We start from the raw sequence: 26,981 nt of genomic DNA, 5'->3' as shown, positions 1-26,981 counted from the left end.
CCTCCGATGGCGCCGCCAAAGGTAACCCGCCGGCCCACTCGAATGCGGGTGGCAAAAAGTCCCCCGTCGTCGAGGCCCGGGTGAAGCCCATTATCAAGCAGGGCCAGCGCGAGTTCCGTGACCTCAACGCGGACGGCAAACTCAACATCTACGAAGACTGGCGCCAGTCGCCGGAGAAGCGTGCCGCGGACCTCGTTTCACGGATGACTCTCGAGGAGAAAGCCGGCCTCATGCACATCACCTCGGAGCGGCGCGGCGCTCCCGCCGGTGCCGCGGTGGATGACCCGTACGTGGACACGGTGGGATACGTCAAGGACCGGAACATCCGGTACCTCGTCATCCGGGACAACCCCACTGCCCAGCAGCTCGCCGACCGGGCGAACGACTACCAGAAAATTGCCGAGGCCTCGCGCCTGGGCATCCCGGTGGTCTTCGCCTCGAATCCGCGCAACCATGTCAACCCCGACCAGCAGTTCGGCATCAGCGAAGCGACAGGACAGTTCTCCCTGTGGCCCGGCACCCTGGGCCTGGCGGCAACCCAGGACCCCGACGTCGTACGCGGCTTCGCCGAAACCGCCCGCGCGGAGTGGCGCGCTGCAGGCATCCACAAGATTTACGGCTACCAGATCGAGACAGCCACCGAGCCCCGCTGGAACCGGGTCTCAGGCACGTTCGGCGAGAGCCCTGACCTCAACTCCAGCATCGCGCGCGAACTCGTCCTCGGCTTCCAGGGCAAAGAACTCAACAACGAGTCGGTTGCGCAGACCATCAAACATTTCCCGGGCGACGGCGCGGTGCAGCGCGGTCTGGACCCCCACAACGAGCAGGGCCGGTGGGCCATCTACCCGACCGAAGGAAGCCTGTACAAGTACCAGCTGCCGCCCTTCCAGGCGGCGATCGACGCCGGCGCGAGCTCGATCATGTCCTACTACAACGTGCCGAATAATGAGTTCAGCGCCGACCAGCTGCCCAAGAACCTGTGGTACTCCGCGGACCAACAGTTCGAGGAGGTGGGGGGTGCCTACAACAAGAAGCTCCTCGATGGCCTGCTCAAGCGTGAAATGGGCTTCAAGGGCTATGTCAACAGCGATAGCGGCATCCTGACCACCACGGCCTGGGGCGCGGCGATCCAGGATCTCACCCTTGAGCAGCGCTACGCCAAGGCGGTGGGCGCCGGCGTCGCCCTCTTCTCCGACTACAACGACCCCGCCGGGCTTATCAACGCCGTCCGGCAGGGCCTGTTGTCCGAGGCTGACCTTGATCCGCATGTGGAGTCGCTGCTGACGGAGATCTTCACCCTCGGCCTGTTTGAGAACCCCTACGTTGACCCGCAAAATGCCCAGACGGTTGCCGACTCTGCCCAGTCCCAGGCGGTCGCGGACGAGGCGCACCGGAAGTCGGTGGTGCTGTTGCGCAACGATTCACGCCAGTTGCCTCTGACGGACGAAGCGTTGGCCGCGAAACGCCTGTACGTAGAAATTTTCACGGGCTCCGGCGCCGCAACCCAAACGGCGGCCCTCAAAGACATCATCCGCAAGGCGGACCCGGCCGTACAGATCGTCAGCACCCCGGAGGAGGCGACCGACGCCCTGGTCCTGGTCCGGCCGAACAGCTACGAGCTGCCCGACGGCTCTGCGAAGTCTGTCGAGCTCGACGCCAACACCGGGGTGGATGTCGCCCGCATCCGGGAAATCGAGGCCATGGTCCCGACCATCCTCGCTGTCAATGCCATTCTGCCCTGGGTGATCAAGGAGATCGAGCCCGAGGCCGCATCCGTCATCGCCACGTTCGATGTCAAGACCGAAGCGCTCTGGGACGTGGTTCGCGGACGCTTCAACCCGACCGGCGGGCTCCCCGTCACCCTCCCGGCAGACCAGGCGGCGGTGGAGGCCAACGCCTCCGACGTCCCCGGCTATGCGGAGAAGTTCGACTACACATACACCAACGCGGCCGGTGATGACTATACCTTCGGCTTCGGCCTGAGCTACCGCGGCTGACCGCCTCCAACCACCGCCGGACTGCCGTGTTCCTCCACCCGAGGAGCACGGCAGTCCGTGCTTATGTGGGTTGCTTTCCGATGGAACAAGATGCAACGAAATGCGCTACCTACGCAGAAAGTGTCCATGTGGGTAGAGCAATCGGTTGTCACGGTTTTTACCCTCTAGCTTGCTGAGTTACGGACGCAGTAGGAATTATTTTCAAAAACATTGACTTGATACTGCAACCGATTGCATGCTGTGTGAGGCCGCACACAGAACCAACTGCCCGGCAGAGAAGCCGGGCACCACAAAGGGGACAAACCATGCGAGTATCTAAAAGAATCCAGTGGGCCGCGACCCTCGGCGCGGCCGGCCTGCTTGCCACCGGCTGCGGCGCCCCGGGAAGCGACGCCGGATCCGCCCCCTCGCTCTCGGCGGGCAGCGTTCCGGAGAAGCCCGCCAAGGCAGTCACGCTGAACATCCTCGATGTCGCCGGCAACAAGCAGCTGACCGGCGCCATCTTCGACCAGTTCGCCAAGGACCACCCGGACGTCATTTCCGCGGTCACCTGGGAAACCGCCGGCGCCCCCGACATGGCGGGCAAGGTCAAGGCGCAGCAGCAGGCCGGGAACCTGAAGATCGACCTCGTCCTCACCGGCACCGACGGCCTCGCCGCCGGCATCAGCGAGAGCCTGTTCGCCCCGGTCGCCAAGGACTACAAGGACCGGCTCGGCAACATGGCCAACTACCAGGAGCCGGCCGCGGAAATGCAGAAGCTCGCCCAGGACCAGGGCGTCGCGCTGACCTACTACCCCTCCGGCCCCCTGCTCGAATACAACCCGGACAAGGTCCCGAACCCGCCCACCACCGCGGAGGAACTCCTGACCTGGGCCAAAGAAAACCCCGGACGCTTCGGCTACGCCCGTCCCGCGAACTCCGGACCGGGCCGGACCTTCCTGATGGGCCTGCCGTACATCCTTGGCGACTCGGATCCCAAGGACCCGGTCAACGGCTGGTCCAAGACTTGGGACTACCTCAAGGCGCTGAACCAGAACGTCTCGACCTACCCCACCGGCACCGGCGTCACCATGAACAACCTCAAGAACGGCACCTGGGACATGGCCATCACCACCACCGGCTGGGACATCAACCCCCGCGCCCTGGGCCAGGTCCCGGAAACCTTCAAGACCCAGGCCCTAAAGGGCTTCACCTGGGTCACCGACGCCCAGTACGCCGCCGTGCCCAAGGGCGTCTCGGCGGACAAAATGTCCGCCATCCTGCAGGTCCTGCAGTACGCCCTGACTCCCGAGCAGCAGGCCAAGACCTACGACACCGGCTACTTCTACCCCGGACCGGCCATCAAGGACGTCAGCATCGACCTGGCCCCGCAGGAAAGCCAGGACGTCATCAAGAAGTTCGGCCGCCCCGAGTACGACGCCCTGATCAAGGACAACCCCAAGGCAACCCCGATCGACGCCGCCTCCCTGGTCAAAGCCTTCGACACCTGGGACACCCAGGTCGCCACCGGAAAGGTCGAACAGAAAAAATGAGCATCCACGCCACCAGCTTCGACACTCTCAAGCGACTCGGCTGGTCTCACGGCTAAAATCTCACAGCTAAAAGACGGCGCCGATTAGTACCAGACCGGGCAGAGGCCGCAACAGCCGTCTTTGGCCGGGAGCGGCGGAGCGCTGCGACATGCGGGCGCACCGCCGCTCCCGGAGCCGATATGCGGCCTGGGATCTCGGCGCTGCCGCTGTTGCCGTCACTGCCTTGTTGCCGTCACTGCCCTGCTGCCAATCAGGAAGGGTCGCATGACTCTCACCAGAAGCCTGCCGACCATCTATGACGTGGCGCGCGCCGCTGCGGTATCCCCCTCAACCGTTTCGCGGGCCTTTGCGCGCCCGGGCCGGGTAAGTCACAGCACGGCGCAGCGTATCTTCGCCGCAGCCGCGGACGTGGGTTACAGGTCCACCCACGTCGCGGGTATCCGGCACACCGGACCCGCGAAAAGATCCATGATCGCCTTGATCATTGCGGACATCCGCAACCCCGTATATGCCGAAATGGTCCGCGGCGCCGAAGCTGCGGCCGCCGAAGCTGATTACATAATGCTGCTGGCGCATACGCAGGAGTCCGAACAAAAAGAACGCCAGGCGCTCGAACGCCTGATGCCCTCTGTCGACGGGATCGTCCTGTCAAGTTCGCGGATGTCGGATTTGGCAATCCGGATGATTGCCAAGCAGAAACCCACGATAGTGATGAACCGCGCCGTGACGGACGTGGCCAGCGTGGTCACGGACAACCCCCGGGGTATCCGGCGTGCGGCGGAGCACCTGGGCGAGTTGGGCCATCGGAACATCGCCTATCTGGCAGGGCCGGAGTCGTTCTGGGCAGATGGCATGCGGTGGCGCTCCCTTCGCGAGGCCGCCTGGGAGCTGGAGCTGAACGTACGGCGTATCGGCCCCGGGGTGCCAACCGTAGAGGGAGGCGAGGAAGTGGCCCTGGAATGGCTGCAGCACCAGACCTCCGCAGTGATCGCTTACAACGATCAGATGGCCATGGGGTTCATCCGCGCCCTCCAAAAGCGCGGCATCCAAGTCCCCGAGGATGTCAGCGTCGTGGGCTTTGACAATAGTTACGGAGCCGGGCTTGTGACCCCTGCCCTGACAACGGTAGAGGCTCCGTTGTACGCACTCGGATCCACAGCCGTCCATAACCTGCTGGCATTCGCACGTGGTGCGCTCTCCCAGTCGGGCCAGCCGGTGGTCCTGCCAACACGCCTGTTAGTACGGGGTTCAACCTCAGTCCCGGCTGGCCCTCCCCGCCCTCATCCGGCCGGCCGTCATCAAACCGTCCCTGGGCCATGACCGGCGGTTCATAGGCCCCGGACAGATCCCTGGATGCTTGGTACAAGGCACAAATAACAGCAGCAGCACCGGGTTTTCACGCGCGGGTCATCCAGCGGCCCCCGGCTGCTCACCGGCGCTCACAACACTGACAGGGACCGTTCATCCCTGCGTGACCTTGTTCAGCCCGGAGGCTCTCCATGACTTCATCCCTTTCACGACGCGGGTTCCTCGGCGGTCCGTCCATGTCATTTCGCATCCTTGCCGCCGCCGGCCTTGCCGCGCTGACGGCCGCCACTGCACTCCCCCCGGCCAAAGCAGCCCCTGACCCGGCCGAGAAGGCCGCGCACGAATCCTTCAGCTTCGGCGTGATCGGAGACATCCCCTACGGCCAGCAGGAAGCCGACCTGTTCCCGACCCGCATCGGCGACCTCAACGCCGACCGGGGCCTTGACTTCGTGGCCCACGTCGGCGACATCAAGAACGGCTCATCGGCCTGCACCGATGAGTACTTCGCCCGAATCCGTGCAACCTTCGACACCTTCGAGCATCCCCTGGTCTACACCCCGGGCGACAACGAGTGGGTGGACTGTCACCGGGAAAACAACGGCCGCTACAATCCCCTGGAGCGCCTGGACAAACTGCGCGAAGTCTTCTTCCCGGCGGCCGGAAAGACGCTCGGCGCAACCATGCCGGTCAAGTCCCAGAACGCTCTCGGCCTGCCCGAGAACGTCCGCTTCACCCACAACCGCCTAGCCTTCTCCGTCCTGAACATCCAGGGCAGCAACAACTCGCTGCAGCCCTGGACCGGACTGGGCCGCACCGAAACCACGCCGGAGCAGCAGGCGGAAGCCAAACACCGGATCGAGGCCACTATCGACCAACTGCGCGACACCTTTGCCGACGCAACCCGGCGCAACGACCGGGCCGTGGTGATCATGACCCAGGCCGACATGTTCGACCCCTCGCTGCTGGCTGCCGCCACGGCGGACCCGAAGACCATGTCCGGCTTCCGGGAAATCATCGACACTCTGGTCGAGGAAACCAACGATTTCGATGCCCCGGTCTACCTGGTCAACGGCGACAGCCACGTCTACGCCGAGGACCGGCCCCTGGGGGACGGCTCACCCTGGCTGCCGGTCTACGGCCAGGACACCGCCGCTGATGACCTGCAGCGCATCACCGTCGACGGATCCGCCAACGCCACCAACTATGTGAAGTTCACCGTTGCGGCGAACAGTGACGCCACCGGCAAAGTGCTCGGCTGGAAGAAAGTCCCCTTCACGAACTGACCTGTTCGGCCGGCGTCGGGAGTGTCCTCAGGCATCCCCTACGCCGAACAGCGGGCTGTTCGCGGTTAGCGTTAGCCGGCGATGGCGGCTAAATGGCCGCTTGGGATGGCGGTTTCTGCGTCCCAGGTAACGAGCCGGTCCCCGAGCAGGCCGTAATCGTTGGGTTCCTGATGGGTAAGGGCAGTGGCGTGGGCGACGACGTCGGCAAGTCTGCCGTTGCGTTCGAAGGTTTGCCGCTGCCGGGTGGCCCCCGTGCCGTGGCTGAGGATCCGTTGCAGGGACTCCGCGGCGTAGGCCGCGTCCCCGGTCTCGTTCAGGGCATCACTTACATGGTCGTGGAGTGCAGTGAGGACATTTCGTGCCGTGGCCGGCCGGTGCGATACCGGGTGGAGCAGCTCCCCGCCGACGCCGAACCGGCTGGCCCGCCAGGCACCCTGGCGCAGGACGGCTGCGGGAACCATGTCCGGCGGCTGTCCGGCCTCCCATTCCCGGGCCGCAGTCTCCACCAAACCCCGCACCAACGCAGCGATCAGGGCGGCGTCCCGGGCATCCAGGCAAACATCGGCTACCCGGACCTCGACGGTGGGGTGCCGCGCGGACAGGCGCGCGTCAAAATCCGGGCTGGTGACGACCCCGGTGGCCGACAGGTCCTCCACCAATGAGTGATATGCCTGTGCCGACCCGAAGACCTCCGTCGGCCCGGCAGAGGACCACCGGTTCCAGGCCTGGGTGCGGAAACTGGCGTAGCCGCTCTCCGTGCCGTTCCAGAACGGTGAATTCGAGCTCAAAGCTATAAGCGGCGGCAGCCAGGCCCTGATCCGGTCCAGGACCGCGACTCCTTCCTCATCCGAGGCGACTGAAACATCGACATGGAATCCGCAGGTCAGCTGCTCCCGGGCAGTCAGGGCAAACTTTTCCATCAGCGCGTCATAACGGTCGTTGCGGGTGTGGCGCGGTGCGACCGGCACCGGGGACGTGGCGAGGGCAGCGATCCGCCCACCCGCCCTCCGGGCCAGCCCGTCGGCATAGGTGCGGCCAGCCCTTATCTCAGCGGCGAGGCCGCTCAGGCTGCCGTGCGGGCGGGTTATGACTTCCAGTTGTTCCTGCTGCAGCTCGACGGCCAGAACCGGGAGCGGAGAAGGGCGGTTCACCACCAGGCGGCCGGGGTCATGGAGGCGCAGCAGGTCTGCGGCCAAGGGCAGGGGGCTGCCGTTGTGGGGATCCACGATCAGAAATTCTTCCTCAACACCAAAAGTACGCACGTGCTAAGTGTGGGCCACGAAAGCACCAGCGAAGGACCACACCCCAACATAACGGCCACCGCACCGGAGGCGACGGCGGCATCCCACCCCGCCGGTTGGGCCGGCGCTGTTAGATTGCCGTCGTCGGTACGGCGAGGCCGGAGGGAGGCCCGGGATGGCGCAGGCAGGCAGGCCGTGGACACCGGAGGACCAGGGGTGGGTCGGGGAGAATCGCCCTCTTCCTGGACAGCAGTGAAGAAAGTGAGCCATCACTGCTGACCGAAGCGGACCTGGAATCCCTCGTCCGCGACTGACGCTTTGGCGCCGCTTTGGCCCCGCTTGGGCCGGTGGAAGGCGAGGGTCCCCTGAGCTTTGGACCGGTCAATCCCGGGGTTTATCTGTGACGTCCAGAAGGCCGCTGAGGGCATGGACCGGCTTGAGCGCGGAACACCCGCCGTCGGCCATTGCAGGCCTTGACAGCGAGGAGGACCATGGGCCTCAGTCGACGCTAAAGAAAGTGCCGCGTGCTCTCTGACATGGGGGCACGGCCGCTCAACCAGCGCAGCGATCTGCCGGAATCACCGGACATCACGTCAGCATGCATCGGAACCAAGGCGAACCACGATCCAAGGGGACAGTCACCATGCAGAACCAATTACGGACGAATGCACCGCGACGAAACGGCGTCGGACCCTACAGAACGACAGCCAGGACCGTAGGGGTGATTTATCTGGCGGGGATGTTTATTGGCATTCCTGCAAATATCCTCATCCTGTCCGTCCTTTCTGCGCCGGATCGGCTCGCCTTGCTTTCGCAAAACAGCACGCTGCTGGCCATCGGAGCAGTGCTCTGGATGCTGACCGTGGCCGGCGACGCCGCTCACGGGATCCTGATGTTCCCCGTCCTGAAGCAGCACAACGAACGCATAGCCATCGGCTACCTCGGTTTCAGGATCATCGATGCCACCTTCATTGCCATCATGGGCCTTCTGATCCTTGCCCAGATTCCCATTGGCACCCTAAGCAAGCAGGCAGAAGCACCCGACGGGCCCTACTTACAAGGCCTGAGCGCGGTGCTCATGCAGACGCACCATTATGCCTACAGCATCGCCATGCTTACCCTGGGCGTCGCCGGTCTGCTCGTGTGTTCTGCCTTCTACAAGACGAACCTGCTTCCACGGCCGTTGGCCGTCTGGGGGCTCGCCGGGTACGCGGTCATTCTTTGCGGGTCCGTGCTGGAACTCTTCGGGTTCGATCTGATGACGATCCACGCGATTCCGGGCGGCCTCTGGGAGCTGTTCGTCGGCGTATGGCTGATCGTCAAGGGCTTCACGCCCATATCCGGCCCATCCGAGTCGCCCATGTCCTCGACGACACCCACCCCCACGTCGCTCCCCGCTACATCCTGACGCCCCGATACGGCGGCCCGTAGGCAAAAGGCACGGCGAGAAGGCCGGGCGCGATCGATGCAACTGCTGATCGCAACGCTGCGACCCGGAGGTCGGCGTACCGGCCGAAGTAATCATTCCGCGGTGCCAAGCCCATGCCACCTCGACTGACTCAACCCGGGCGAGTGCGTGGGGCGCCCCAACCAGAGAGTGCAAATCATGAAATCTGCAACCATTCCCCGCTCCCGTCGATCGCCCTGGGCCCGGTGGCTCGTGCCCTCTGCCTTGATCTTTGTCAGCCTCATCCCGGTGATTTTCGGGACGGCGCGCCTTAACCAGTTGGCGGGCGGTGCCGCGGTCACGGCGGAGAACGGGCGGTTCTTCGACTCGCCCATCCCCGTGCTGATCCACATCCCCGCCGTCATCGTGTACAGCCTTCTCGGGGCGTTCCAGTTCGTTCCCTCACTTCGCCGGGGCAAGCGCGGCCGGCCCAGCTGGCACCGCGTCGCCGGACGCGTTCTGGTCCCCGCTGGCCTGCTCGTTGCCCTGTCCGGCCTGTGGATGGCGGTCTTCTACGATCTCCCGCCGTCCGACGGCGTGATTCTACTCATCCTTCGCCTCGTGTTCGGCTCGGCGATGGTGGTGAGCATTGTCCTCGGGTTCCTCGCGGTGCGCCGCCGCGACTTCGTCCGGCACAGCGCGTGGATGGCACGTGCCTACGCCATCGGCATCGCCGCAGGAACCCAGGCCCTGGTGTCGATCCCCTGGCTTCTACTGGTCGGCCCGGCCGACGTGCTGACCCGGGCAGTTCTCCTGGGCGCCTCCTGGGTGCTCAACCTCGCTGTGGCCGAATACTTCATCCACCGGCGATCCCAGGGATCCGCGCGGCCGTCCCGGCCACCCGGACGACCCGTTGAACCCCAAGCTGCAGCTTCGCTTTGAGAGCCTGATGCCTGATGCCTGCGGAACACCACGAGCCGCGGCGGTACGGCTCCGCCACAAGGGACACCTCGACGGTTGCCGGGCCCGTTACTTCCACTCACAAACCACCTGAACCGGCTGCTGTCCACAGCAGTCGAAACAAGGAGAACTAATGTCATCCGTGACTGCACGCAAGAACGATTCCACCGACTTTCCTCTCAGATTTGCAGCAATTGCCGGCATGTTGGCGGCCGCAATCCTCTTTGTCAATGCCGGCAAGCGTGCCGGACTCATACCCCTCAGTCCGCTCACCCAGTTAATAGCGCCGCTGGCACAGGCCTTCGCGATTGTCCTGATCGTCGGGATCGCGCAGGCCGCGCTGCGCAGGACAGGACGGTTTTCCGCCATAGCAATCGGAGTGAATCTTGTTGGACTGGCTGCAGCAACCGGAACCGAATGGGTAATCAACCTGGTATTCGCGCAGCTCGACGCTGCACATGTCACAACCTTGCGTTCGGGACCGCTGGGGACTGCGTTCCTGGTTGCTTCGGTAGTGTTCCTCGCAGGCTCGCTGCTGTTTTGCATCGCCCTCTTCAGAAATGGAACAGCACCTAAGATTCCGACCGTGGCCTACGCACTGGCCTCGATTCCTATCGGAATTCGCAACCTGGTGCCCGAGATTATCCTTGACTTGGCACTAGCTATCCTTGCCGCATCCGTGCTCTGGCTGGCGCTCTGGCTAGTCACCCTGCCCAAGTCAGCCAACGCCCAAAAGGATCACGCAAAATACAGGCCTCTCACCAAACAGGCATGAGAACAGACAAGAACCTGATTCATCGAAGCTGCTTGGCTGGGCCGGGGGATGCGTCCGCGCTCAGATCCCTGCGCCTCGTGCTGCATTTTGCGGCGGTGGTAGCGTCCGCTCATGGGAAACCCTCCGAAGCCGGCCCTGTCCGGACAGCCGCCAGGACAGCGCCGGCGGCCGGGAACGGACGACGACGGCGGACCCTGCTAGCTGCGATTGCGGCGGGCCTGCTGGTGCTCGCCGTCGTCGTCGTCGCATACGTCCTCGGCCGGCCGAGTCCCACCGGCCCAACAGGGGCACTTTGACACGGACTCGCCGCATTCCGGCGCGAAATCGCCGGTTCCACCTCAAAGCAGCCCCGGACGGCGGCGCCAGCCCGAGGCGCCCAGCCCCAGTCCTAGGCTGCCAGCCGCAGGGCCTCCCGTGCGCGAACTGCCGCCCGGGCGCGCACTGCCGACCGGGACCCAGCACAAATTCGGCCCGGAGTACCGGCACCAACCGGGGCCTCGGCGTCGGCTCCGGCGTCGAAAGCGTCGACGGGAGCCACGATGCTCAGCCGGCACTCCGACTGCATCGGATCAATGGCGGCGGGCAGGTGGTGGGATTCCGAGCAGGCCTGCAACTGCTCCATGGCGGCCGGTTCCACGCGGGCGTGGCTGACATCCACCACCAGGCGAAGGCCTTCCCGTAGGTGGTTGGCCCGCTTCACCACCACATACAGGGCCTGGAGGCTTCTCGCCGTCACATGCCCCTGGGCTGCCACTTCAGCCTGTCCGCAATCTAGGTCGAGCCGGACAAGAACTCTCAGCTTGTCGTTCAAATGCTTCCCCTGTTCGTGCATTTTCGTAGCCGGCCGCGACGCTGCGACCGCACCCCAGCCTAGGAAGAGAATGTGACGCACGCAACATTTAGCGTCATATCGGAAAACCGCGCGTTATGAACAGGCTGACTATTGAAGGACCCGCCAGCCTGCTGTGTGGGCCGGCCGTCCCGGCGCGGGCCAGTTGGCGCGGGCCGGCCGTCCCGGTGCGGGCCAGTCGGAGCGTGCCAGCAGAGGCCGGTAGCGAACGCCGGCCGCCCGCCGCGGAATAGCTTTATATATTGGGTCAATGACCCAGATTCCTGCGCAGCCCTCCCTGCAGCCACCCGTCGCCAAGAAGGTTCCGGCCCTCCGCACCCACCACGGCGACTCCGTCGAGGACAACTACGAGTGGCTGCGCGACAAGGAATCGGCCGACGTCGTGGAACTCCTCAAGGCCGAAAACGCCTACCAGGAAGCGGTGACGGCCCACCAGGAGCCGCTGCGCGGGGCCATCTTCCAGGAGATCAAGGGCCGCACCCAGGAGACAGACCTCTCCGTACCGAACCGCAAGGACGGCTGGTGGTACTACACCCGCTCGGTGGAGGGGAAGGAATACGGCATCCACTGCCGCGTCAAGGCCGTGGATACCGGGGACCCCGTGGCGGACTGGACTCCCCCGGCGGTGGAGGCTGGCGTCGAACTTCCCGGCGAGGAGATCCTGCTGGACGGCAACATCGAGGCCGAAGGCAAGCCGTTCTTCGCCGTCGGCGGCGCCGCCGTGACCATTGACGGCAACCTCTACGCCTATGCCGTGGACAACGCCGGCGACGAACGATTCACGCTGCGCATCAAGGACCTCCGGACCGGCGAACTCCTGCCGGACGTGATCGAAAACGTCTTCTACGGGATCTCCTTCTCCCCCGACGGCACCCGGATCTTCTACACCGTGGTGGATGATGCCTGGCGGCCCTACCAGGTGAAGTCCCATCTGCTGGGCGCCCCCGTCACCGGGGATGAGGTGATCTACCAGGAGGACGACGTCGCCATGTGGCTGGGCTTCGAGCTCTCCGCCGACCGGCGCAACCTCGTGCTGAGCATCGGCTGCTCGGAGTTCAGCGAGACCCGGCTGCTGCGTTTCGACGCGCCCGACGCCGGCCTGCGCACCGTGATCTCCCGGGACGAGCGGATCCTCTACGAGGCCGAGCCGTTCCTGCTGGCGGACGCGGCCGGCCGGAGCCAGGAGCGGATCCTGCTGAGCCACAACAAGGACGCCGCCAACTCCATGGTCTCGCTCGTGGACCCGGCGGAGCTCGCCAAACCGGCCGCCGAGCAGCACTGGACCACCGTCGTCGCGCATTCGGACGAGGTGCGCGTCAACGGCGCCGGCGTCACATCGACGCACCTGGTGGTCTCCATCCGCAAGGACACGATCGAGCGCGTGCAGGTCCTGCCCCTGGCCGGGCTCGGAACGCCGGAGCAGGGCGAGCCGGTGGAACCCTCCTTCGACGAGGAGCTGTACACGGCCGGCGTCGCCGGATCCGACTACGAGGCCCCCGTGATCCGGATGGGCTACACCTCCTACTTCACCCCGTCGCGGGTCTACGACTTCGTGCTGCCCACAGCGGAGAGGCCTGCCGGTGAACTGCTGCTGCGCAAGGAAAGCCCGGTCCTGGGTGGCTACTCGCCGTCTGACTATGTGGCCACCAGGGAATGGGCCGTGGCCGCGGACGGGACCCGGATCCCGCTCTCCGTGCTGCGCCACGCCTCCGTTGCGCGTGACGCGACGGCGGCCGGGCTGGTGTACGGCTACGGCTCCTATGAGCTGAGCATGGATCCGGGATTCGGCATCCCCCGGCTCTCCCTGCTGGACCGGGGCGTAGTGTTCGTGATCGCCCACATCCGCGGCGGCGGGGAACTCGGCCGGCACTGGTACGACACCGGCAAGAAGCTGCACAAGAAGAACACCTTCACCGATTTCATCGCCGCCACCGACTGGCTTGCCGGCTCCGGCTGGGTTGATCCGGCGCGGATCGCCGCCATGGGTGGTTCCGCCGGCGGCCTGCTGGTGGGCGCCGTCGCCAACATCGCACCGGAAAAGTATGCCGCGATCGTGGCCGCCGTCCCGTTCGTGGACGCCCTGACCACCATCCTGGACCCGGAGCTTCCCCTCTCCGCGCTGGAATGGGAGGAATGGGGAAACCCCATCACGGACCCGGATGTGTACGCCTACATGAAGTCCTACACACCGTATGAAAACGTCCGCGAGGTGGCCTACCCCAAGATCGCCGCCGTGACGAGCTTCAACGACACCCGGGTGCTCTACGTGGAGCCCGCGAAATGGGTGCAGCGCCTGCGCGAACTGAACACCGGCAGCGAGCCGATCGTGATGAAGATCGAGATGGAAGGCGGCCATGGCGGTGCCTCCGGACGCTACGTGCAGTGGAAGGAGCGCGCCTGGGACTACGCCTTCGTAGCCGATTCCCTGGGCGCCACCGAGCTGCTGCCGGGCGCCGGGCTGAAGTAGGCCGGGCTGCGGGGCGGCTCGCGGGCTCTGCCGGGCGCCGGGCTGAAGTAGGCCGGGCTGCCGCAGCGGCTCGCGGGCTCGGCCGGGGCGGCTCGGGCGCGGGCTGGCTCGCGGGGCGCTTGGGCGCAGGCTCGGCCGCGGCTCGCCCATTCGCCAAAGATGGCCGGTGTGGACCCCTCATAGCGGCCATCTTCGTCGAATCGTTGAGACCTGAGCGGGCTGCCGGGACTCCCATCCGTCCTCGAGGATGGCGTGGCCGACTTCCTCGGCCTGCAACCTCCCCGCCACTGAGCATGCTCAGTGGCGGGGTGGCTGCCTTCGTCCTTGCTGCCCGGGTGGCGACGCTCCAGCCCAGTTACTCGGTGCCGGAACCCGTTTCAACCCAAGGAACCGCGGGATTCCACGGGTGCGGGCTGTTGCGTGTGGGAGCAACTGGGCGGGAGCGTCGTGCCGGAGCCCGTCCGGGGCTCAGCTGCGCTTCAGGAACAGGCTGACGTCGTCGTTGATGCGGCGGGCGGGTCGATGGCCGCTCCCTGGCCGGTGAGGACCTTGAGTCCGATGCCGGCGCCGCTGGCCGGGTGCCGCCTGCGTGCACCGTTCGCCCAAGATGGCCGGAATGAGACCCCTCATTCCGGCCATCCTTGGCGAACCGCCGAGTCTTAAGCGAACCGCCGAGTCTTAAGCGGGCGGCCGGGCCTTCCATTCGTTCTCGAGGATGGCGTAGACGACTTCCGTGGCCCACTGTCCCTTGTAGTGCCACTTGTCCACCTGGGTGGACTCCAGCCGCATGCCGAGGCGTTCGCACAGCGCCGCGGAGGCCGTGTTGAGGGCATCCAGCTTGGCGTCGATCCGGTGGAAGCCGAGCTCCTCAAAGCCCAGCTTGAGCAGTGCGTAGGCGGCCTCGGACGCGATGCCCCTGCCGCGCGCTTCCGGCGCCAGGCTCCAGCCGATCTCGGCCTGCCCGCGGACGGGCAGCCATTTGAGCACCACCTCGCCGAGCAGCACGCCGGGTGAGTCCGCGGCCTCGATGGCCAGACACACCCAGTCGCCCTCCTTCTCGAAGACGAAGTTGGCGTATTTACCCACGGACTCCATGGACTGCGAGTAGCTCTTCGCCTCGCCAGGCAGGAACCGTGCCGTCTCCGGCAGCGAATGGTAGGCGTGGTACGCGTCCAGGTCCGCGGCCTCGAAGCGGCGCAGCACCAGCCGCCCGGTGCGCAGGGGAAGGTCCAGTTCCGTCATGGCCTAACCCGCCTCACCGGACACCCCGACGACGGCGGCCGTGGCCTCCGCGATCGCGCGTTCCTCGTCGGTGGGCACCACCAGCACCGGCAGGGCCGAGGCGGGGGTGGAAATCACCCGGGGCTCCTTGGAGCGCTGCCGGTTCAGGCCGGCGTCGAGCTGCACGCCAAGGGCGCCCAGCCGGTCCGCCACGAGGGCACGGAACTGGTGCGAGTTCTCGCCGATCCCGGCCGTGAAGACGAGCGCTTTGGCCCCGCCCACCGCCACATGGTAGCCGCCGATGTACTTCGCGAGCCGGTAGGAGGCGACGGCGAGGGCCATGGCCGCCCTGGCATCGCCGCCTTCCGCGGCCTCCACCACGGAGCGCATGTCGTTGTCTCCGGCCAGGCCCTTGAGGCCGGACTGCCGGTTGAGCATGGAATCGAGGTCCTCGGGCGACCAGCCGGCCCGTCCGAGAAACACCAGGATCGACGGATCCAGGTCGCCGGAACGGGTGCCCATCACGAGACCCTCCAGCGGGGTGAAGCCCATGGATGTGTCCACAGACTGTCCGCCGCGGATCGCCGTGACGGAGGCGCCGTTGCCCAGGTGGGCGATGACGGCGTCGAACTCCTCCACCGGGACGTCCAGCAGCCCCGCGGCCCGGTGCGCCACATATTCGTGCGAGGTGCCATGGAAGCCGTAGCGGCGGATGCCATGGTTCGTGTACAGCTCGTCCGGCACCGCGTAGCGCCAGGCGTGCTCGGGCAGGGTGCGGTGGAAGGCGGTGTCGAACACGGCCACCTGCGGCAGCTCGGGCCACTTCTTCGAGATGGCGCGGATCCCGAGGACGTTGGCGGGGTTGTGCAGCGGCGCGAGCGGGTTGAGCCGTTCGATCGCCCGGGTGATCTCGCTGTTGACCAGCACCGGCTCGGCAAAGCGCTCCCCGCCGTGCACCACGCGGTGCCCGACGGCGTCCAGCACCCGGTCCCCCAGCGCCGCGTGGATGGCGGCGTCCACCTGCTCCAGGGCCTCGGCGTGGTCCCGCGGGCCTTCGATTTCACCGTCGCCGTCACCGCCGTTGCCCATCCCGATTTTCTCGACCAGGCCTTCGGCCAGCACGCTGCCGGCTTCGACGTCGCGCACCTGGTACTTGAGCGAGGAGGAGCCTGAGTTGATGACGAGCACGAGCATGGGGACTCCTACGCCTGGGCTTCGAGGGACTGGGCTTCGAGGGACGGCACGGACTGGACGGACTGCCCGTCCACGGATTGGGCCTGGATCGCGGTGATGGCCACCGTATTGACGATGTCCTCCACCGTGCAGCCGCGGGACAGGTCGTTCACCGGTTTGCGCAGCCCCTGCAGCACGGGCCCGACGGCGACCGCACCGGAGGTCTGCTGGACCGCCTTGTAGGTGTTGTTGCCGGTGTTCAGGTCCGGGAAGATGAAGACGGTCGCCTGCCCGGCCACCGAGGAGCCCGGCATCTTGGACTCGGCGATGGCGGCGTCCACGGCGGCGTCGTACTGGATGGGTCCCTCCACCGGGAGGTCCGGGCGCCGGGCGCGGACGAGCTCGGTGGCGGACCGGACCTTGTCGACGGCCCCGCCGGTCCCGGAAACGCCGGTGGAGTAGGACAGCATGGCCACCCGCGGCTCCACGCCGAACTGCGCGGCCGTCTCGGCCGAGGCCAGGGCGATGTCCGCCAGCTGCTCGGCGTTTGGTTCCGGGTTCACGGCGCAGTCGCCGTACACCAGCACCCGGTCCGGCATCAGCATCAGGAACACGGAGGAGACGATCTTGACGCCGTCGCGGGTTTTGACGAACTCCAGCGCCGGACGGATGGTGCGGGCCGTGGTGTGGGCGGCACCGGACACCATGCCGTCCACCACCCCCAGTTGGACCATCATGGTGCCGAAATAGCTGCCGTCCAGCATGGCTTCCAACGCCCGGGCCAGGTCCACGCCCTTGTGCGCACGCAGCTGCGCGTACTTCTGCGCGAAGCCCTGGCGGAGCTCCGAGCCGGCCGGGTCAATGATGTTGATGCCGGTCAGGTCGATGCCGTGGGTGGAGGCGATCTCGCGGACCTCGGACTCGCGGCCCAGTACTGTCAGCTCGCAGACGTCGCGGCGGTGCAGGATTTCGGCCGCGCGCAGGATCCGGACGTCCGTGCCTTCGGGCAGGACGATGTGCCGGCGCTGCGAGCGGGCCCGTTGGATCAGCTCGTGCAGGAAGCGCAGCGGCGTCATCCGTTCCGGCCGCGGCAGGTGCAGCCGTTCGATGAGTTCGGCCTCGTCTACGCGCCTGGACCACAGGCCCAGGGCGGAGGCCACCTTGCGGCGGTGCCCGGACCAGATCTCGCTGCGCACCTCGGAGACCCGCTTGGCCGTAACATACGTATCGTCCGGGGCGGCAAACACCGGGAACGGGGCCTGCGCCAGCAGCGAGTAGATGTTGGGGTCCGGGGCCAGGCCGCCGGTGAGGATCAGCGCGGAGGGCACGGGGAACTCCGGCGAAAACGAGGATGCGAGGCAGGCAACCAGCACGTCCGCCCGGTCGCCGGGCACGATCACCAGCGCGCCGTCGTCGAGCTCGTGCAGGAAGTTGGCCACGCTCATGGCGGCCACCTTGATGGAGTGCACATCGCGTTCCAGGTCCGGCAGCCCGGCCACCTGGCCGATCCCCAGGGCGGAGGCCACCTCGCCCGTGGTGGGGCGCGCGATGTCCTCCAGCTCCGGGAAAACGTAGACCGGCCTGCCGGAGGCTCCGGGGCGGACCGCGGCGGCAATGGCCTCAAAGTCCGCCGGGGCGGCGCGGTTGACCATGATGGCCAGGAGCGAGCACCGCGCGGCGAGGAGTTCCTTGCGGGCCACCTCGACGGCGTCGGCGGCCTCCGCGACGGTGCGCCCCTTCGCCCCGACGACGGCGACCACCGGGGCGGCGAGGTTGTTCGCGAGCCTCGCGTTGAGGTCGAACTCGACAGCGGCGTCCTGACCGGTCAGATCGGTCCCCTCGACGATCACGACGTCGCAGTGCCGGCCCATCTCGGAAAAAATTTCCACGCAGCGGGAGTCGATCTCCTCGCGCTTTCCTTCGGCGAGCAGTCCGCGGACTGCGGCGTACGTCAGCCCGCCGCGGCAGCGGTCGTCGTCGAGGTCGAAGCGGGCCTTCATCAGCGCCACCATCGGGTCCGAAGCAGCGTCAGGGCCGTGGACCACGGGTTTGAAGAAGCCGATCCGGTCGGCATGCCGGTGCAGGGTGTCCGCCAGGCCCAGGGCTATCAGCGACTTGCCGGAACCCGGGGTGGTCGCGCTGACGTAGATTCCCTTGGCCATGGCCCGCCCTTTGCTGTGAAGTGGTGCTGCTCCGCTCCCAGCCTACTTCTCTTGCCGACAAGCCTGCGTCCGGCCTGGATTGCGGTATCCGGCAGCAGCCTAATCCCGCGCCCGTCCTTGACAGCGGGCCCCCACATGGGATTACCTAATGAACATTCGGTAAATAAAGCTGGAGGCAATGACGCATGGCTGAACTGACGGTTTCCGGTGGCACGCACCCCATCCTGAAAGACGACTACGCCTCGGAGTGGATGGGCATCGAAGTTGTGGCGCTGGACGACGGACATGCCACGGTCCGGATGACGCTCCGGCAGGAAATGCTCAACGGCTTCGGCATGGCCCACGGCGGAATGATCTTCGCCTTCGGCGACACCGCCTTCGCGCTGGCCTGCAACCCGGCCAACCCGCAGCCCGGCGAAGCCGGGATCAACACAGACACCATCACCGTTGCCGCCGGCGTCGACATCAACTTCCTGCAGCCGGCCTTCCGCGGACAGGTACTGACCGCCGTCGCCAACCGCCGCGCCAGCACCGGGCGCAGCGGCCTGTACGACGTCCAGATCTACGCCGCAGACCCCGGCGCCACCCCGACGGCGGCATCCCCTGCCGGCGCGGCCCTCCCGGCCACGCGCCCTGGGGAACTCCCCACCGACACCGCCACCGATGCCCCTTCGTGGGAACTCATCGCCGAGTTCCGCGGCCGCAGCCGCACCATCTCCAAGAAATAGAAACAGGGAAACCCAGATGACCCAAGAAACCGTCGCCGCCACCAGTGATGCCGTCCTGGACCGCGAAGAAACCATCTCCCGCGACGAGCTCGAGGCGCTCCAGCTCGGCCGCCTGCAGCACACCGTGGCCTACGCCTATGACCGCGTTGCGCTCTACAAGCGCAAGTTCGACGAGGCCGGCGTCCACCCCACGGACCTCCGCGAGCTCTCCGACCTGGCCAAGTTCCCCTTCACCACCAAGGAAGACCTCCGCCTGGAGTACCCCTTCGGCATGTTCGCCGTGCCCCAGCACGAGGTGGCCCGGATCCACGCCAGCTCCGGCACCACCGGCCGCGCCACGGTGGTTGGCTACACCAAGAAGGACCTCGCCGACTGGGCCAAACTCGTGGCACGCTCGCTGCGCGCCTCCGGCGTCCGTCCGGGGATGAAGGTCCACAACGCCTACGGCTACGGCCTGTTCACCGGCGGCATGGGCGCCCACGCCGGCGCCGAGGCCCTGGGCTGCACCGTCATCCCCATCTCCGGCGGCCAGACCGAGCGCCAGATCACCCTCATCCAGGACTTCAAGCCGGACGCGATCCTGGCCACCCCCACCTACCTGCTGACCATCGCCGACGCCATGATCAAGCAGGGTATCGACCCGGCCTCCACCTCACTCAAATACGCCGTTCTGGGCGCCGAGCCATGGACCGAGGAAATGCGGCACGAGCTCGAAGTGACCATGAACATCAAGGCCTGCGACATCTACGGCCTCTCCGAGGTCATGGGCCCCGGCGTGGCCGGCGAAGCCGTGGAAACCCAGGACGGCTGCCACATCTGGGAGGACCACTTCCGCCCCGAAATCATCGACGCCTTCGACCCCACCACAGTCCTCGGCGACGGCCAACCGGGCGAGCTCGTCTTCACCTCGCTCACCAAGGAAGCGCTGCCGATCATCCGGTACCGCACCAAGGACCTCACCCGCCTGCTGCCGGGCACCGCGCGCCCGGCGCACCGCCGCATGGGCCGCATCACCGGCCGCAGCGACGACATGATCATCCTGCGCGGCGTGAACCTGTTCCCCTCGCAGATCGAGGAAATCGCGCTGCGCATCCCGGAGCTGAGCCCGCACTTCCAGCTCGAACTCACGCGCCCCGAGGGCCAGCGCATGGACCAACTCACGGTGAAAATCGAACGGCGCGAATCCGTCACCCTCGAGGGAAGCACGACGGCGGCCCGCACCCTGCAGCAGCAGATCAAGATCCATGTGGGGTCCTCCTGCACCGTCGACGTCGTCGAACCGGGATCCTTGGAGCGGTCCAACGGCAAGCTCCGCCGGATCTACGACCTGCGCCCCAAGGCCTGACGCCTTTCCCGTCCGGCCGACCTACCGTGAGAAACTAGCGAGTATGCCCAGCACAGCAACCACCACCAAGCGCGGCCGTCCCGGTTATGACCAGCAGTCGGTGCTGGTGATCGCCGTCGAGGTCTTCAACCGCCATGGCTACGACGCCACCTCCATGGGAATCCTCGCCGAGAATCTGGGCATCTCCAAGTCCGCGATCTACCACCACGTGCCGTCCAAGGGCGAGCTGCTGAAGCTGGCGCTGGACCATGCCCTGGGCGGCCTTGAATCAATCCTCGACCAGCCCGCGGCCACGTCCGGTTCCGCCGATGCCCGGCTGGAGTTTGTGGTCCGCCAGACCGTCTCCGTGCTGGTGGAGCGGCTGCCCTTCGTGACGCTGCTGCTGCGCCTGCGCGGAAACACGGAGATCGAGCGAAACGCGCTGGAACGGCGCCGTACCTTCGACCACAAGGTCGCCGCGCTGATTTCCGAGGCCCGGGACCAGGGCTTGCTCCGCCAGGACATCGATCCCCGCACCGTCACGCGCCTGCTGTTCGGCACCATCAACTCGATCGTCGAATGGTACAAGCCCGGCGGCTCGCTGTCCCCGGAAAAGCTGGCCGACGACGTCATCACCATGGCGTTCCACGGCCTGCACGTCCCCCGCTGATCTCCGGGGCGCCGGGGGCGCCCGGGGCGCCGGGGCTCCTGACCTCCGGGGCGCCGGCAATTGAAGGAACGCCGGGGTTCGGGAAGCTTGACGCTTCGGGGCTCCGAGGCCACGCTGGGCGTATGGCCACGAAACTATCCGACGTCATCGTTGGCGTCTTTCCCCAGCTGCGCTACCAACCCACCGCCAAGCGGATCCGCGCGAGGCTCGCAGGGCACACCGTCGTCGACACCCTGCACGCCTACCTGATCTGGGAACCGCGGCGCATCACCCCCATCTTTGCAGTGCCGGAGCCGGAACTCCTGGCGGAACTCGCGACGCCGGGCGGCCCGGGAACCGATTCCCCCGAGTTCGGCGTCAAACTCTCCGTGGACGCGCCACGGTTGCTGGACCCACGCACGGGCTTCGGCAGGCATACAACCCCCGGGGAACAGTTCGACGTCGTGACGGCAGCGGCGACGGCTCCTGGAGCCGCTTTCCGGCCCGAGGACCCGGATCTGGCCGGCTACGTGGTCCTGGATTTCGGCGCCTTCGAATGGCTGGAGGATGACGAGGAGATCATCGGCCATCCCCGCGACCCGTTCCACCGCGTGGATATCCGCGCGTCGTCCCTGGACGTGGAGGTATCGCTCGACGGCGTGACGCTCGCCAGCACGAACGGCGCGCAACTGCTGTACGAGACGATGCTCCCGGTCCGGTATTACATCCCCCCGGCGGATGTGCGGCTGGATCTGATGGAGGAAAGCCACGAGAGGACGGTCTGCCCGTACAAGGGGGAGGCCCGCTATTGGACCTTCCCCGGCTCCGAGAGCGGCAGCAACATCGCGTGGAGTTACGACCGGCGCTTCCGTGACGCGGCACAGATCCACGGCCTGGTGAGTTTTTATAACGAGCGCGTGGACCTGACGGTGGACGGAGTGCTGCAGACCCGGCCCGTGACGCCCTGGTCCCGCCCGAGCGGTCCGGGGGCACTTTGACGGCCGCGGCACGCGTTTCGCCGACGAATACCGGCGTGTCCGTGTCAATGTTCCCCCGCCCGGCCGGCGTCCAACCCTGGAGCACAGAAAAAGCGCCCCGGGGAGCCGGGACGCCTTTTCTGTCCGCCGGTGCGGGGCGTTCAGTACTCCACGTCAGAGCTGGTAGTCAGCCTGCGAGGTGATGTTCTCGTGAACGCAGAGGATGTTGTGCTCCGAGTCCATGAACCAGGCGCACTTCTCCGAATCCGTTGTACAAATGTGGTTCTCGGTCTTGAGATCCGGGAGGTCGTAGTCCTGGAACTGGACTCCCTTCGATTCCATCTCCTGGACCGTCTTCTCGATCCCGTCGACCTCGAAACTCAGGGTCGTGTGCTCGGAATGCATTCCGTCCCTGACAGGCATGAGCTGCAGCATCGGGCCGCCGTCGCTGCCGAATAGTTCACTTCCGTCGTCCGCCACTCCACGGTGCGGGAGACCCAGCGTGTCGGCATAGAAATGCCGGGCGCGTTCTGCATCGTCGACTGGCAGGACTGTTGTGGCTTTGTTCAGTACTAGGGTCATTTCGCCACCTCCTACGTTGAAAATTTTACGCCGGTGCCGGGCGGAAAGAGCCTGCCAATATACGCGCCCACCAACCGACGCTCCCTCACGTCCGGCAGCCCAACAACCAACGCTCCCTCACCTCCGGCAGCCCAACAACCGACGCTCCCTCAGGGGATGAGGGAGGATCCGCACCGGAACTGCAGGACGTGAGGGAGCGTCGGAGGGGTTATTTCGCCACCAGGGTGAGGACGTCGTAGCTTGCCACGATCTCGTCGTCCTGGTTAGTCAGGACGGCATCCCAGGCCACCTCGCCGTACTCGTCGGTCTCGCGCGGGGTGATCTTCTTGGCCGTCAGGGTCACCCGGATGGAGTCGCCCGCGGCGACGGGGGTGATGAAGCGCAGGTTCTCCAGGCCGTAGTTGGCCAGGACGGGGCCCGGCGCGGGTTCCACGAAGAGTCCGGCGCCCCAGGCCAGCAGCAGGTAGCCGTGCGCCACGATGCCCGGGAAGAACGGGTTGGCCGCGGCGGCCTCCTGGTTGGTGTGGGCGTAGAAGGTGTCGCCGGTGGAGTTGGCGAACTTCGTGATCTCGTCCAGGCTCACCTCGCGCAGCCCGGAGCGGATGGCGTCGCCGATGTGCAGGGTCCCCAGGGATTTCCGGAACGGGTGCAGGCCTTCGGTGTCCAGGGTGAAGTTGCGGTCGGAGCCGGTGTGCCAGACGCCGGTGACGGCGGTCAGCATGTTCGGCGAGCCCTGGATGGCGGTGCGCTGCATGTGGTGCATGACCGAGCGGATGCCGCCGAGCTCCTCGCCGCCGCCGGCCCGGCCGGGACCGCCGTGGACCAGCTGCGGGACCGGCGAGCCGTGCCCGGTGGAGCTGCGGGCGTCCTCGCGGTTGAGCATCAGCACGCGGCCGTGGTGGGCGGCAATGCCGGCCACGAGTTCGCGGGCGACCTCGGGGTCGTTGGTGCAGACCGAGGCGACGAGCGAGCCGCCGCCGCGGGCGGCGAGGCGGACGGCGTCGGCCAGGTCCGAGTAGCCGATCACCGAGGATACCGGTCCGAACGCCTCAAGGGAGTGGACCTCGTCGGCTTCCGGATCGGCCCAGCTCAGCAGCACCGGGGACATGAATGCGCCGTCCTCGACGACGCCGACGGTCCCGTCTGCGCTGGTGACCTTCGGCGAATCGAGGGTGCCGTACGCCAGTTCGCCGCCGGCGTCGAGCATGGTCTGGACGGCGGCGCGGACATCGGCGAGCTGCTCGCGGGAGGCCAGGGCACCCATGGTGACGCCCTCGGCGCGGGGGTCACCCAGCACCACGCGTTCCCGGATCCGGTCCCCCACGGCCGCAACGACGTCGGACACGATTTCCTGCGGCACGATCGCGCGGCGGATCGAGGTGCACTTCTGCCCGGCCTTGGCGGTCATCTCGGTGACGAGGGACTTGATGAAGGCATCGAATTCCGGCGTGCCCTTGACCGCGTCCGGGCCCAGGATCGCGGCGTTCAGCGAATCGGTTTCCGAGGTGAAGCGGACGCCGCCCTTGACCACATTGGGGTGGGACTTCAGCGTGTTGGCGGTGGACGCGGAGCCGGTGAAGGCCACGAGGTCGCGGTAGTCGAGGTGGTCCAGCAGGGTGCGGACAGAGCCGGAGATCAGCTGCAGCGAGCCCTTGGGCAGGATGCCGGATTCGTCGATCGCCTTCACCACTGCCGCGGCCACGTAGCCGGTGGGGGTGGCCGGCTTGACGATGGTCGGCACGCCGGCGATGAACGCGGGGGCGAGCTTCTCGAGCATGCCCCAGACCGGGAAGTTGAAGGCGTTGATCTGCGCGGCCACGCCGGGGATTCGGGTGTAAATGTGCTCGCCGGCGAAGGATCCGTCCTTGGAGAGCACTTCCATCGGGCCGTCCACCACCACTTGGGAGTTGGGCAGCTCCCGCCGGCCCTTGGAACCGAAGGTGAAGAGCACGCCGATGCCGCCGTCGATGTCGATCATCGAGTCGATCTTGGTGGCGCCGGTCTGTGCCGAGAGCGCGTAGAACTCGTCGCGGCGGCCGTTGAGGTACTGCGCCAGCTCCTTGAGCTTGAGCGCGCGCTGGTGGAAAGTCAGCTTGCCAAGTTCCGCCTGCCCGGTGCTGCGTCCGTAGTCCACGACGGCGGCAAGGTCGAGTCCTTCGGTGCTCACCTTGGCGAGGAGTTCACCCGTGCTGGCATCGAGGACAGAGGCTGCACCGGCTGCGGAGCCGGCGTCGGGGGTCCACCAGGAATCCTGGATGAAACTGGGAACGATCCCCACAGTGTCTACTGTGGATTCCGGAGCAGTTGCGGTGGTGGTCATCGTTGACGGGTCCTTCCAACGGGGGCAAGATCAACACGGCCAGTGCATTACTGACCGTCCGTTCGGTAATATGTCTACAGTACATGAACGAGGCCTGCCGCACACTAGCTGCGGCAGCACAGACCGGCCTGAACCACCCGGCCACAGAGGAGACGCCATGACGCCCGAGCCGCGGAACACCGAGCTGTGGAAGATCACCCTCGGGGAACTCGACGAGAAAATGGGCGTGAAAATAGTCGAGGAATCCGTCGAGCGCGTCGTCGCGACCATGCCGGTGGAAGGCAACCGGCAGTCCTTCGGGCTGCTGCACGGCGGCGCCTCGCTGGCCGTCGGCGAGGCGGTGGGCTCCTGGGCAGCCGTCATTCACGCGAGCACGCTCGGGAAGACCGCCGTGGGCGTGGACGTCTCGGCGACCCACCACAGGTCGGCCCGCGAGGGGCTCATCACGATCACGGCCACCCCCATCCATCTCGGCGGGACCGTGACCACCCACGAGGTAGTGCTCACCAACGAGGCCGGCCAGCGGCTGTGCACCCTGCGGATCACCAACCTGCTGCTGGACCGCAAGGCCTGACAGGGCGAAGCCACCGGGGTCGCCCAAAAGCTGCGGGCTCGCCGTAGCCGTACGGCGACCCCGCAAGCTTTCGGCGAGCTGAGCGTCAGGTTCCGGCAGGTTCCGGCGGCCTCAGGCCGGGCTCGCCTACGCCGGTCCCGCCGAGTGATGTAGGGCCGATGGACCCGGACGACCCCAGGCCGGGACTGTTAGCGTGGAAGTGCTGATTCGCCCGGCACCGCTGGGTATTACCGGTCGCACGGAAGGGATCCACCATGCTCTCAGACAGCTCACTTCCCGTCATCAAGGCAACGCTGCCCGTCGTGGGCGAGCACATCGAGGAGATCGCCAAGCGCTTCTACAAACACATGTTCGAGGCGCGGCCGGATTTGCTGGATGGACTCTTCAACCGGGGGAATCAGGCCGACGGCCGCCAGCAGCAGGCACTCGCGGGTTCCATCGCGGCGTTCGCCGGACTGCTCGTGGACAACGTGGACCAGGTGCCGGACCATCTCCTGCCCCGCGTCGCCCACAAGCACGTCTCGCTGGGGTTGAGCCCGGACCAGTACCAGATTGTCCATGACCACTTGATGTGGGCGATCGTGGATGTGCTCGGGGATGCCGTGACGCCCGATGTTGCCGCAGCGTGGGACGAGGTCTATTGGCTGATGGCGAACATGCTCATCAACAAGGAACGGGGCCTGTACAACGCAGTGCACCTCAGCCCCGACACGATCTGGCGGACCTGGCGGGTGGCCGAGCGGATCCAGGAGACGGACGACGTGGTCAGGTTCGTAGTCGAGCGGACTGATGAACGCGAGGTCAAGCCGTCCCTGCCCGGGCAATACGTCACGATCAAGATGCGCATGCACGACGGCGTGCACCAGCCCCGGCAATACAGCCTCACGAAGGCCGACGACGGGCAGCACCGCCAGTTCGCGGTGAAGCGGGTCCACGGACTTGAGACTCCCGACGGCGAGATGTCCAATCTGCTGCACAGCGAGGTCCAGGTGGGCGACGAGGTGGTGCTCTCAGCACCCTTCGGCGATGTGGTGCTGGAGTACACGGACCGGCCCCTGGTCCTGGCCAGCGCCGGGATCGGGATCACCCCGATGGCCGGCATGCTCTCCCACGTCGTCAAGTCCGGCTCCCCGCGCCAGGTGGTGCTGCTCCACGCGGATGACAGCGAGGCATCCTTCCCGCTCCGGGGACAGGTCAGGGAGGATCTGGCCGCCTTGCCGGACGGGACGTTGAAGACGTGGTTCCTTAATCCCACGGTGGGCGGGACTGCGTCCGGGTCCGAGTTCTCAGGCTTTATGGACGTTGGAGCGGTGGATCTCCCCGACGACGCCGAGTACTACCTTTGCGGTCCCCTGCCATTCCTGAAGTCCGTCCGGAGCGCGCTGGTGGCCGGCGGCGTCCCGGCAAAAGACATCCAGTACGAGGTGTTCGGCCCGGACCTCTGGCTGGCCGACTTCCAGTAGCGGCCCCA

21 protein-coding genes are annotated in these 26,981 nt (G+C 66.5%); 14 read left to right on the top strand and 7 right to left on the bottom strand.

The window, feature by feature from the left end; translation table 11 throughout:
• Positions 1-80: 80 nt before the first annotated feature.
• The 4 genes from ABIB26_RS14590 to ABIB26_RS14575 all read left to right on the top strand — a co-directional run bounded on the left by ABIB26_RS14590 (position 81) and on the right by ABIB26_RS14575 (position 6,120).
• The gene (locus tag ABIB26_RS14590; RefSeq protein ID WP_354244406.1) at positions 81-1,997 is read left to right on the top strand and encodes a glycoside hydrolase family 3 protein; all 1,917 of its coding nucleotides are present in this window, start codon (positions 81-83) and stop codon (positions 1,995-1,997) included.
• Between the two features lie 305 nt (positions 1,998-2,302).
• Positions 2,303-3,529, top strand: coding sequence for an extracellular solute-binding protein (locus tag ABIB26_RS14585; RefSeq protein WP_354244403.1), 1,227 nt, complete (start codon positions 2,303-2,305; stop codon positions 3,527-3,529).
• A gap of 264 nt (positions 3,530-3,793) precedes the next feature.
• Positions 3,794-4,849, top strand: coding sequence for a LacI family DNA-binding transcriptional regulator (locus ABIB26_RS14580; RefSeq protein WP_354244401.1), 1,056 nt, complete (start codon positions 3,794-3,796; stop codon positions 4,847-4,849).
• A 179-nt stretch (positions 4,850-5,028) separates the two neighbouring features.
• The gene (locus ABIB26_RS14575; RefSeq protein ID WP_354244398.1) at positions 5,029-6,120 is read left to right on the top strand and encodes a metallophosphoesterase family protein; all 1,092 of its coding nucleotides are present in this window, start codon (positions 5,029-5,031) and stop codon (positions 6,118-6,120) included.
• A gap of 71 nt (positions 6,121-6,191) precedes the next feature.
• Here the strand turns inward: ABIB26_RS14575 and ABIB26_RS14570 are convergent, their stop codons facing one another.
• Complete coding sequence (locus ABIB26_RS14570) at positions 6,192-7,382, bottom strand: carboxylate-amine ligase (RefSeq protein ID WP_354244397.1); 1,191 nt, start codon at positions 7,380-7,382, stop codon at positions 6,192-6,194.
• Positions 7,383-7,959: 577 nt separating this feature from the next.
• Here ABIB26_RS14570 and ABIB26_RS14565 point away from each other — a divergent pair.
• The 3 genes from ABIB26_RS14565 to ABIB26_RS14555 all read left to right on the top strand — a co-directional run bounded on the left by ABIB26_RS14565 (position 7,960) and on the right by ABIB26_RS14555 (position 10,483).
• Positions 7,960-8,769, top strand: coding sequence for a DUF4386 domain-containing protein (locus tag ABIB26_RS14565; RefSeq protein WP_354244396.1), 810 nt, complete (start codon positions 7,960-7,962; stop codon positions 8,767-8,769).
• A 198-nt stretch (positions 8,770-8,967) separates the two neighbouring features.
• Complete coding sequence (locus ABIB26_RS14560) at positions 8,968-9,690, top strand: DUF2306 domain-containing protein (protein WP_354244394.1); 723 nt, start codon at positions 8,968-8,970, stop codon at positions 9,688-9,690.
• Between the two features lie 151 nt (positions 9,691-9,841).
• Positions 9,842-10,483 (top strand): hypothetical protein, encoded by a 642-nt coding sequence (locus ABIB26_RS14555; RefSeq protein ID WP_354244392.1) that lies wholly within the window; start codon positions 9,842-9,844, stop codon positions 10,481-10,483.
• 388 nt (positions 10,484-10,871) lie between these two features.
• On the opposite strand, the gene ABIB26_RS14550 is transcribed toward ABIB26_RS14555, so the two are convergent.
• Positions 10,872-11,294: a hypothetical protein gene (locus tag ABIB26_RS14550; protein WP_354244389.1), complete on the bottom strand. Its 423-nt coding sequence runs from the start codon at positions 11,292-11,294 to the stop codon at positions 10,872-10,874.
• Positions 11,295-11,583: 289 nt separating this feature from the next.
• Between ABIB26_RS14550 and ABIB26_RS14545 the strand changes: the two genes are divergently transcribed.
• The gene (locus ABIB26_RS14545; RefSeq protein ID WP_354244386.1) at positions 11,584-13,800 is read left to right on the top strand and encodes a S9 family peptidase; all 2,217 of its coding nucleotides are present in this window, start codon (positions 11,584-11,586) and stop codon (positions 13,798-13,800) included.
• A gap of 678 nt (positions 13,801-14,478) precedes the next feature.
• On the opposite strand, the gene ABIB26_RS14540 is transcribed toward ABIB26_RS14545, so the two are convergent.
• From ABIB26_RS14540 to pta, 3 genes are read right to left on the bottom strand one after another with little or no spacing between them, the layout of a single operon-like run.
• A complete protein-coding gene (locus tag ABIB26_RS14540) occupies positions 14,479-15,042 on the bottom strand; it encodes a GNAT family N-acetyltransferase (protein ID WP_354244383.1) in 564 nt (187 codons plus the stop codon).
• 3 nt (positions 15,043-15,045) lie between these two features.
• Entirely contained in the window at positions 15,046-16,215 is a 1,170-nt protein-coding gene (locus ABIB26_RS14535; RefSeq protein ID WP_354244381.1) for an acetate kinase, read from the bottom strand.
• An 8-nt stretch (positions 16,216-16,223) separates the two neighbouring features.
• The gene (gene pta / locus ABIB26_RS14530; protein WP_354244378.1) at positions 16,224-18,356 is read right to left on the bottom strand and encodes a phosphate acetyltransferase; all 2,133 of its coding nucleotides are present in this window, start codon (positions 18,354-18,356) and stop codon (positions 16,224-16,226) included.
• A gap of 185 nt (positions 18,357-18,541) precedes the next feature.
• Between pta and ABIB26_RS14525 the strand changes: the two genes are divergently transcribed.
• From ABIB26_RS14525 to ABIB26_RS14510, 4 genes are all read left to right on the top strand, one after another.
• Positions 18,542-19,084, top strand: coding sequence for a hotdog fold thioesterase (locus ABIB26_RS14525; protein ID WP_354244376.1), 543 nt, complete (start codon positions 18,542-18,544; stop codon positions 19,082-19,084).
• A gap of 16 nt (positions 19,085-19,100) precedes the next feature.
• The gene (gene paaK, locus ABIB26_RS14520; RefSeq protein WP_354244373.1) at positions 19,101-20,429 is read left to right on the top strand and encodes a phenylacetate--CoA ligase PaaK; all 1,329 of its coding nucleotides are present in this window, start codon (positions 19,101-19,103) and stop codon (positions 20,427-20,429) included.
• Positions 20,430-20,472: 43 nt separating this feature from the next.
• On the top strand, positions 20,473-21,078 hold the full coding sequence (locus tag ABIB26_RS14515; protein ID WP_354244370.1) for a TetR/AcrR family transcriptional regulator: 606 nt from the start codon (positions 20,473-20,475) through the stop codon (positions 21,076-21,078).
• Between the two features lie 122 nt (positions 21,079-21,200).
• Positions 21,201-22,055, top strand: coding sequence for a DUF427 domain-containing protein (locus ABIB26_RS14510; protein WP_354244367.1), 855 nt, complete (start codon positions 21,201-21,203; stop codon positions 22,053-22,055).
• 153 nt (positions 22,056-22,208) lie between these two features.
• Here ABIB26_RS14510 and ABIB26_RS14505 read toward each other — a convergent pair whose 3' ends face one another.
• Both ABIB26_RS14505 and paaZ read right to left on the bottom strand, forming a co-directional pair.
• Entirely contained in the window at positions 22,209-22,616 is a 408-nt protein-coding gene (locus tag ABIB26_RS14505; protein ID WP_354244364.1) for a VOC family protein, read from the bottom strand.
• Between the two features lie 208 nt (positions 22,617-22,824).
• Positions 22,825-24,936 (bottom strand): phenylacetic acid degradation bifunctional protein PaaZ, encoded by a 2,112-nt coding sequence (paaZ, locus tag ABIB26_RS14500; RefSeq protein ID WP_354244361.1) that lies wholly within the window; start codon positions 24,934-24,936, stop codon positions 22,825-22,827.
• Between the two features lie 157 nt (positions 24,937-25,093).
• Between paaZ and ABIB26_RS14495 the strand changes: the two genes are divergently transcribed.
• Positions 25,094-25,510 (top strand): PaaI family thioesterase, encoded by a 417-nt coding sequence (locus ABIB26_RS14495; RefSeq protein ID WP_354244358.1) that lies wholly within the window; start codon positions 25,094-25,096, stop codon positions 25,508-25,510.
• A gap of 254 nt (positions 25,511-25,764) precedes the next feature.
• Entirely contained in the window at positions 25,765-26,973 is a 1,209-nt protein-coding gene (locus tag ABIB26_RS14490; protein ID WP_354244355.1) for a globin domain-containing protein, read from the top strand.
• Positions 26,974-26,981 lie beyond the last annotated feature (8 nt).

The organism is Arthrobacter sp. UYEF20 (assembly GCF_040546335.1).
In the GTDB taxonomy this organism is placed as follows: domain Bacteria; phylum Actinomycetota; class Actinomycetes; order Actinomycetales; family Micrococcaceae; genus Arthrobacter.
The sequence above is the reverse complement of the archived record's forward strand: the minus strand, read 5'-3'. Positions and strand labels throughout refer to the sequence as shown.

What these genes read in the sequence shown, in the direction of transcription:
- ABIB26_RS14565 (WP_354244396.1), top strand. Translation starts at nt 7,960, where the DNA reads ATGCATCGGAACCAAGGCGAACCACGATCCAAGGGGACAGTCACCATG.
- ABIB26_RS14540 (WP_354244383.1), bottom strand. Translation starts at nt 15,042, where the DNA reads ATGACGGAACTGGACCTTCCCCTGCGCACCGGGCGGCTGGTGCTGCGC.
- ABIB26_RS14575 (WP_354244398.1), top strand. Translation starts at nt 5,029, where the DNA reads ATGACTTCATCCCTTTCACGACGCGGGTTCCTCGGCGGTCCGTCCATG.
- paaZ (WP_354244361.1), bottom strand. Translation starts at nt 24,936, where the DNA reads ATGACCACCACCGCAACTGCTCCGGAATCCACAGTAGACACTGTGGGG.
- ABIB26_RS14545 (WP_354244386.1), top strand. Translation starts at nt 11,584, where the DNA reads ATGACCCAGATTCCTGCGCAGCCCTCCCTGCAGCCACCCGTCGCCAAG.
- ABIB26_RS14555 (WP_354244392.1), top strand. Translation starts at nt 9,842, where the DNA reads ATGTCATCCGTGACTGCACGCAAGAACGATTCCACCGACTTTCCTCTC.
- paaK (WP_354244373.1), top strand. Translation starts at nt 19,101, where the DNA reads ATGACCCAAGAAACCGTCGCCGCCACCAGTGATGCCGTCCTGGACCGC.
- ABIB26_RS14505 (WP_354244364.1), bottom strand. Translation starts at nt 22,616, where the DNA reads ATGACCCTAGTACTGAACAAAGCCACAACAGTCCTGCCAGTCGACGAT.
- ABIB26_RS14495 (WP_354244358.1), top strand. Translation starts at nt 25,094, where the DNA reads ATGACGCCCGAGCCGCGGAACACCGAGCTGTGGAAGATCACCCTCGGG.
- pta (WP_354244378.1), bottom strand. Translation starts at nt 18,356, where the DNA reads ATGGCCAAGGGAATCTACGTCAGCGCGACCACCCCGGGTTCCGGCAAG.
- ABIB26_RS14525 (WP_354244376.1), top strand. Translation starts at nt 18,542, where the DNA reads ATGGCTGAACTGACGGTTTCCGGTGGCACGCACCCCATCCTGAAAGAC.
- ABIB26_RS14560 (WP_354244394.1), top strand. Translation starts at nt 8,968, where the DNA reads ATGAAATCTGCAACCATTCCCCGCTCCCGTCGATCGCCCTGGGCCCGG.
- ABIB26_RS14515 (WP_354244370.1), top strand. Translation starts at nt 20,473, where the DNA reads ATGCCCAGCACAGCAACCACCACCAAGCGCGGCCGTCCCGGTTATGAC.
- ABIB26_RS14580 (WP_354244401.1), top strand. Translation starts at nt 3,794, where the DNA reads ATGACTCTCACCAGAAGCCTGCCGACCATCTATGACGTGGCGCGCGCC.
- ABIB26_RS14535 (WP_354244381.1), bottom strand. Translation starts at nt 16,215, where the DNA reads ATGCTCGTGCTCGTCATCAACTCAGGCTCCTCCTCGCTCAAGTACCAG.
- ABIB26_RS14510 (WP_354244367.1), top strand. Translation starts at nt 21,201, where the DNA reads ATGGCCACGAAACTATCCGACGTCATCGTTGGCGTCTTTCCCCAGCTG.
- ABIB26_RS14585 (WP_354244403.1), top strand. Translation starts at nt 2,303, where the DNA reads ATGCGAGTATCTAAAAGAATCCAGTGGGCCGCGACCCTCGGCGCGGCC.
- ABIB26_RS14490 (WP_354244355.1), top strand. Translation starts at nt 25,765, where the DNA reads ATGCTCTCAGACAGCTCACTTCCCGTCATCAAGGCAACGCTGCCCGTC.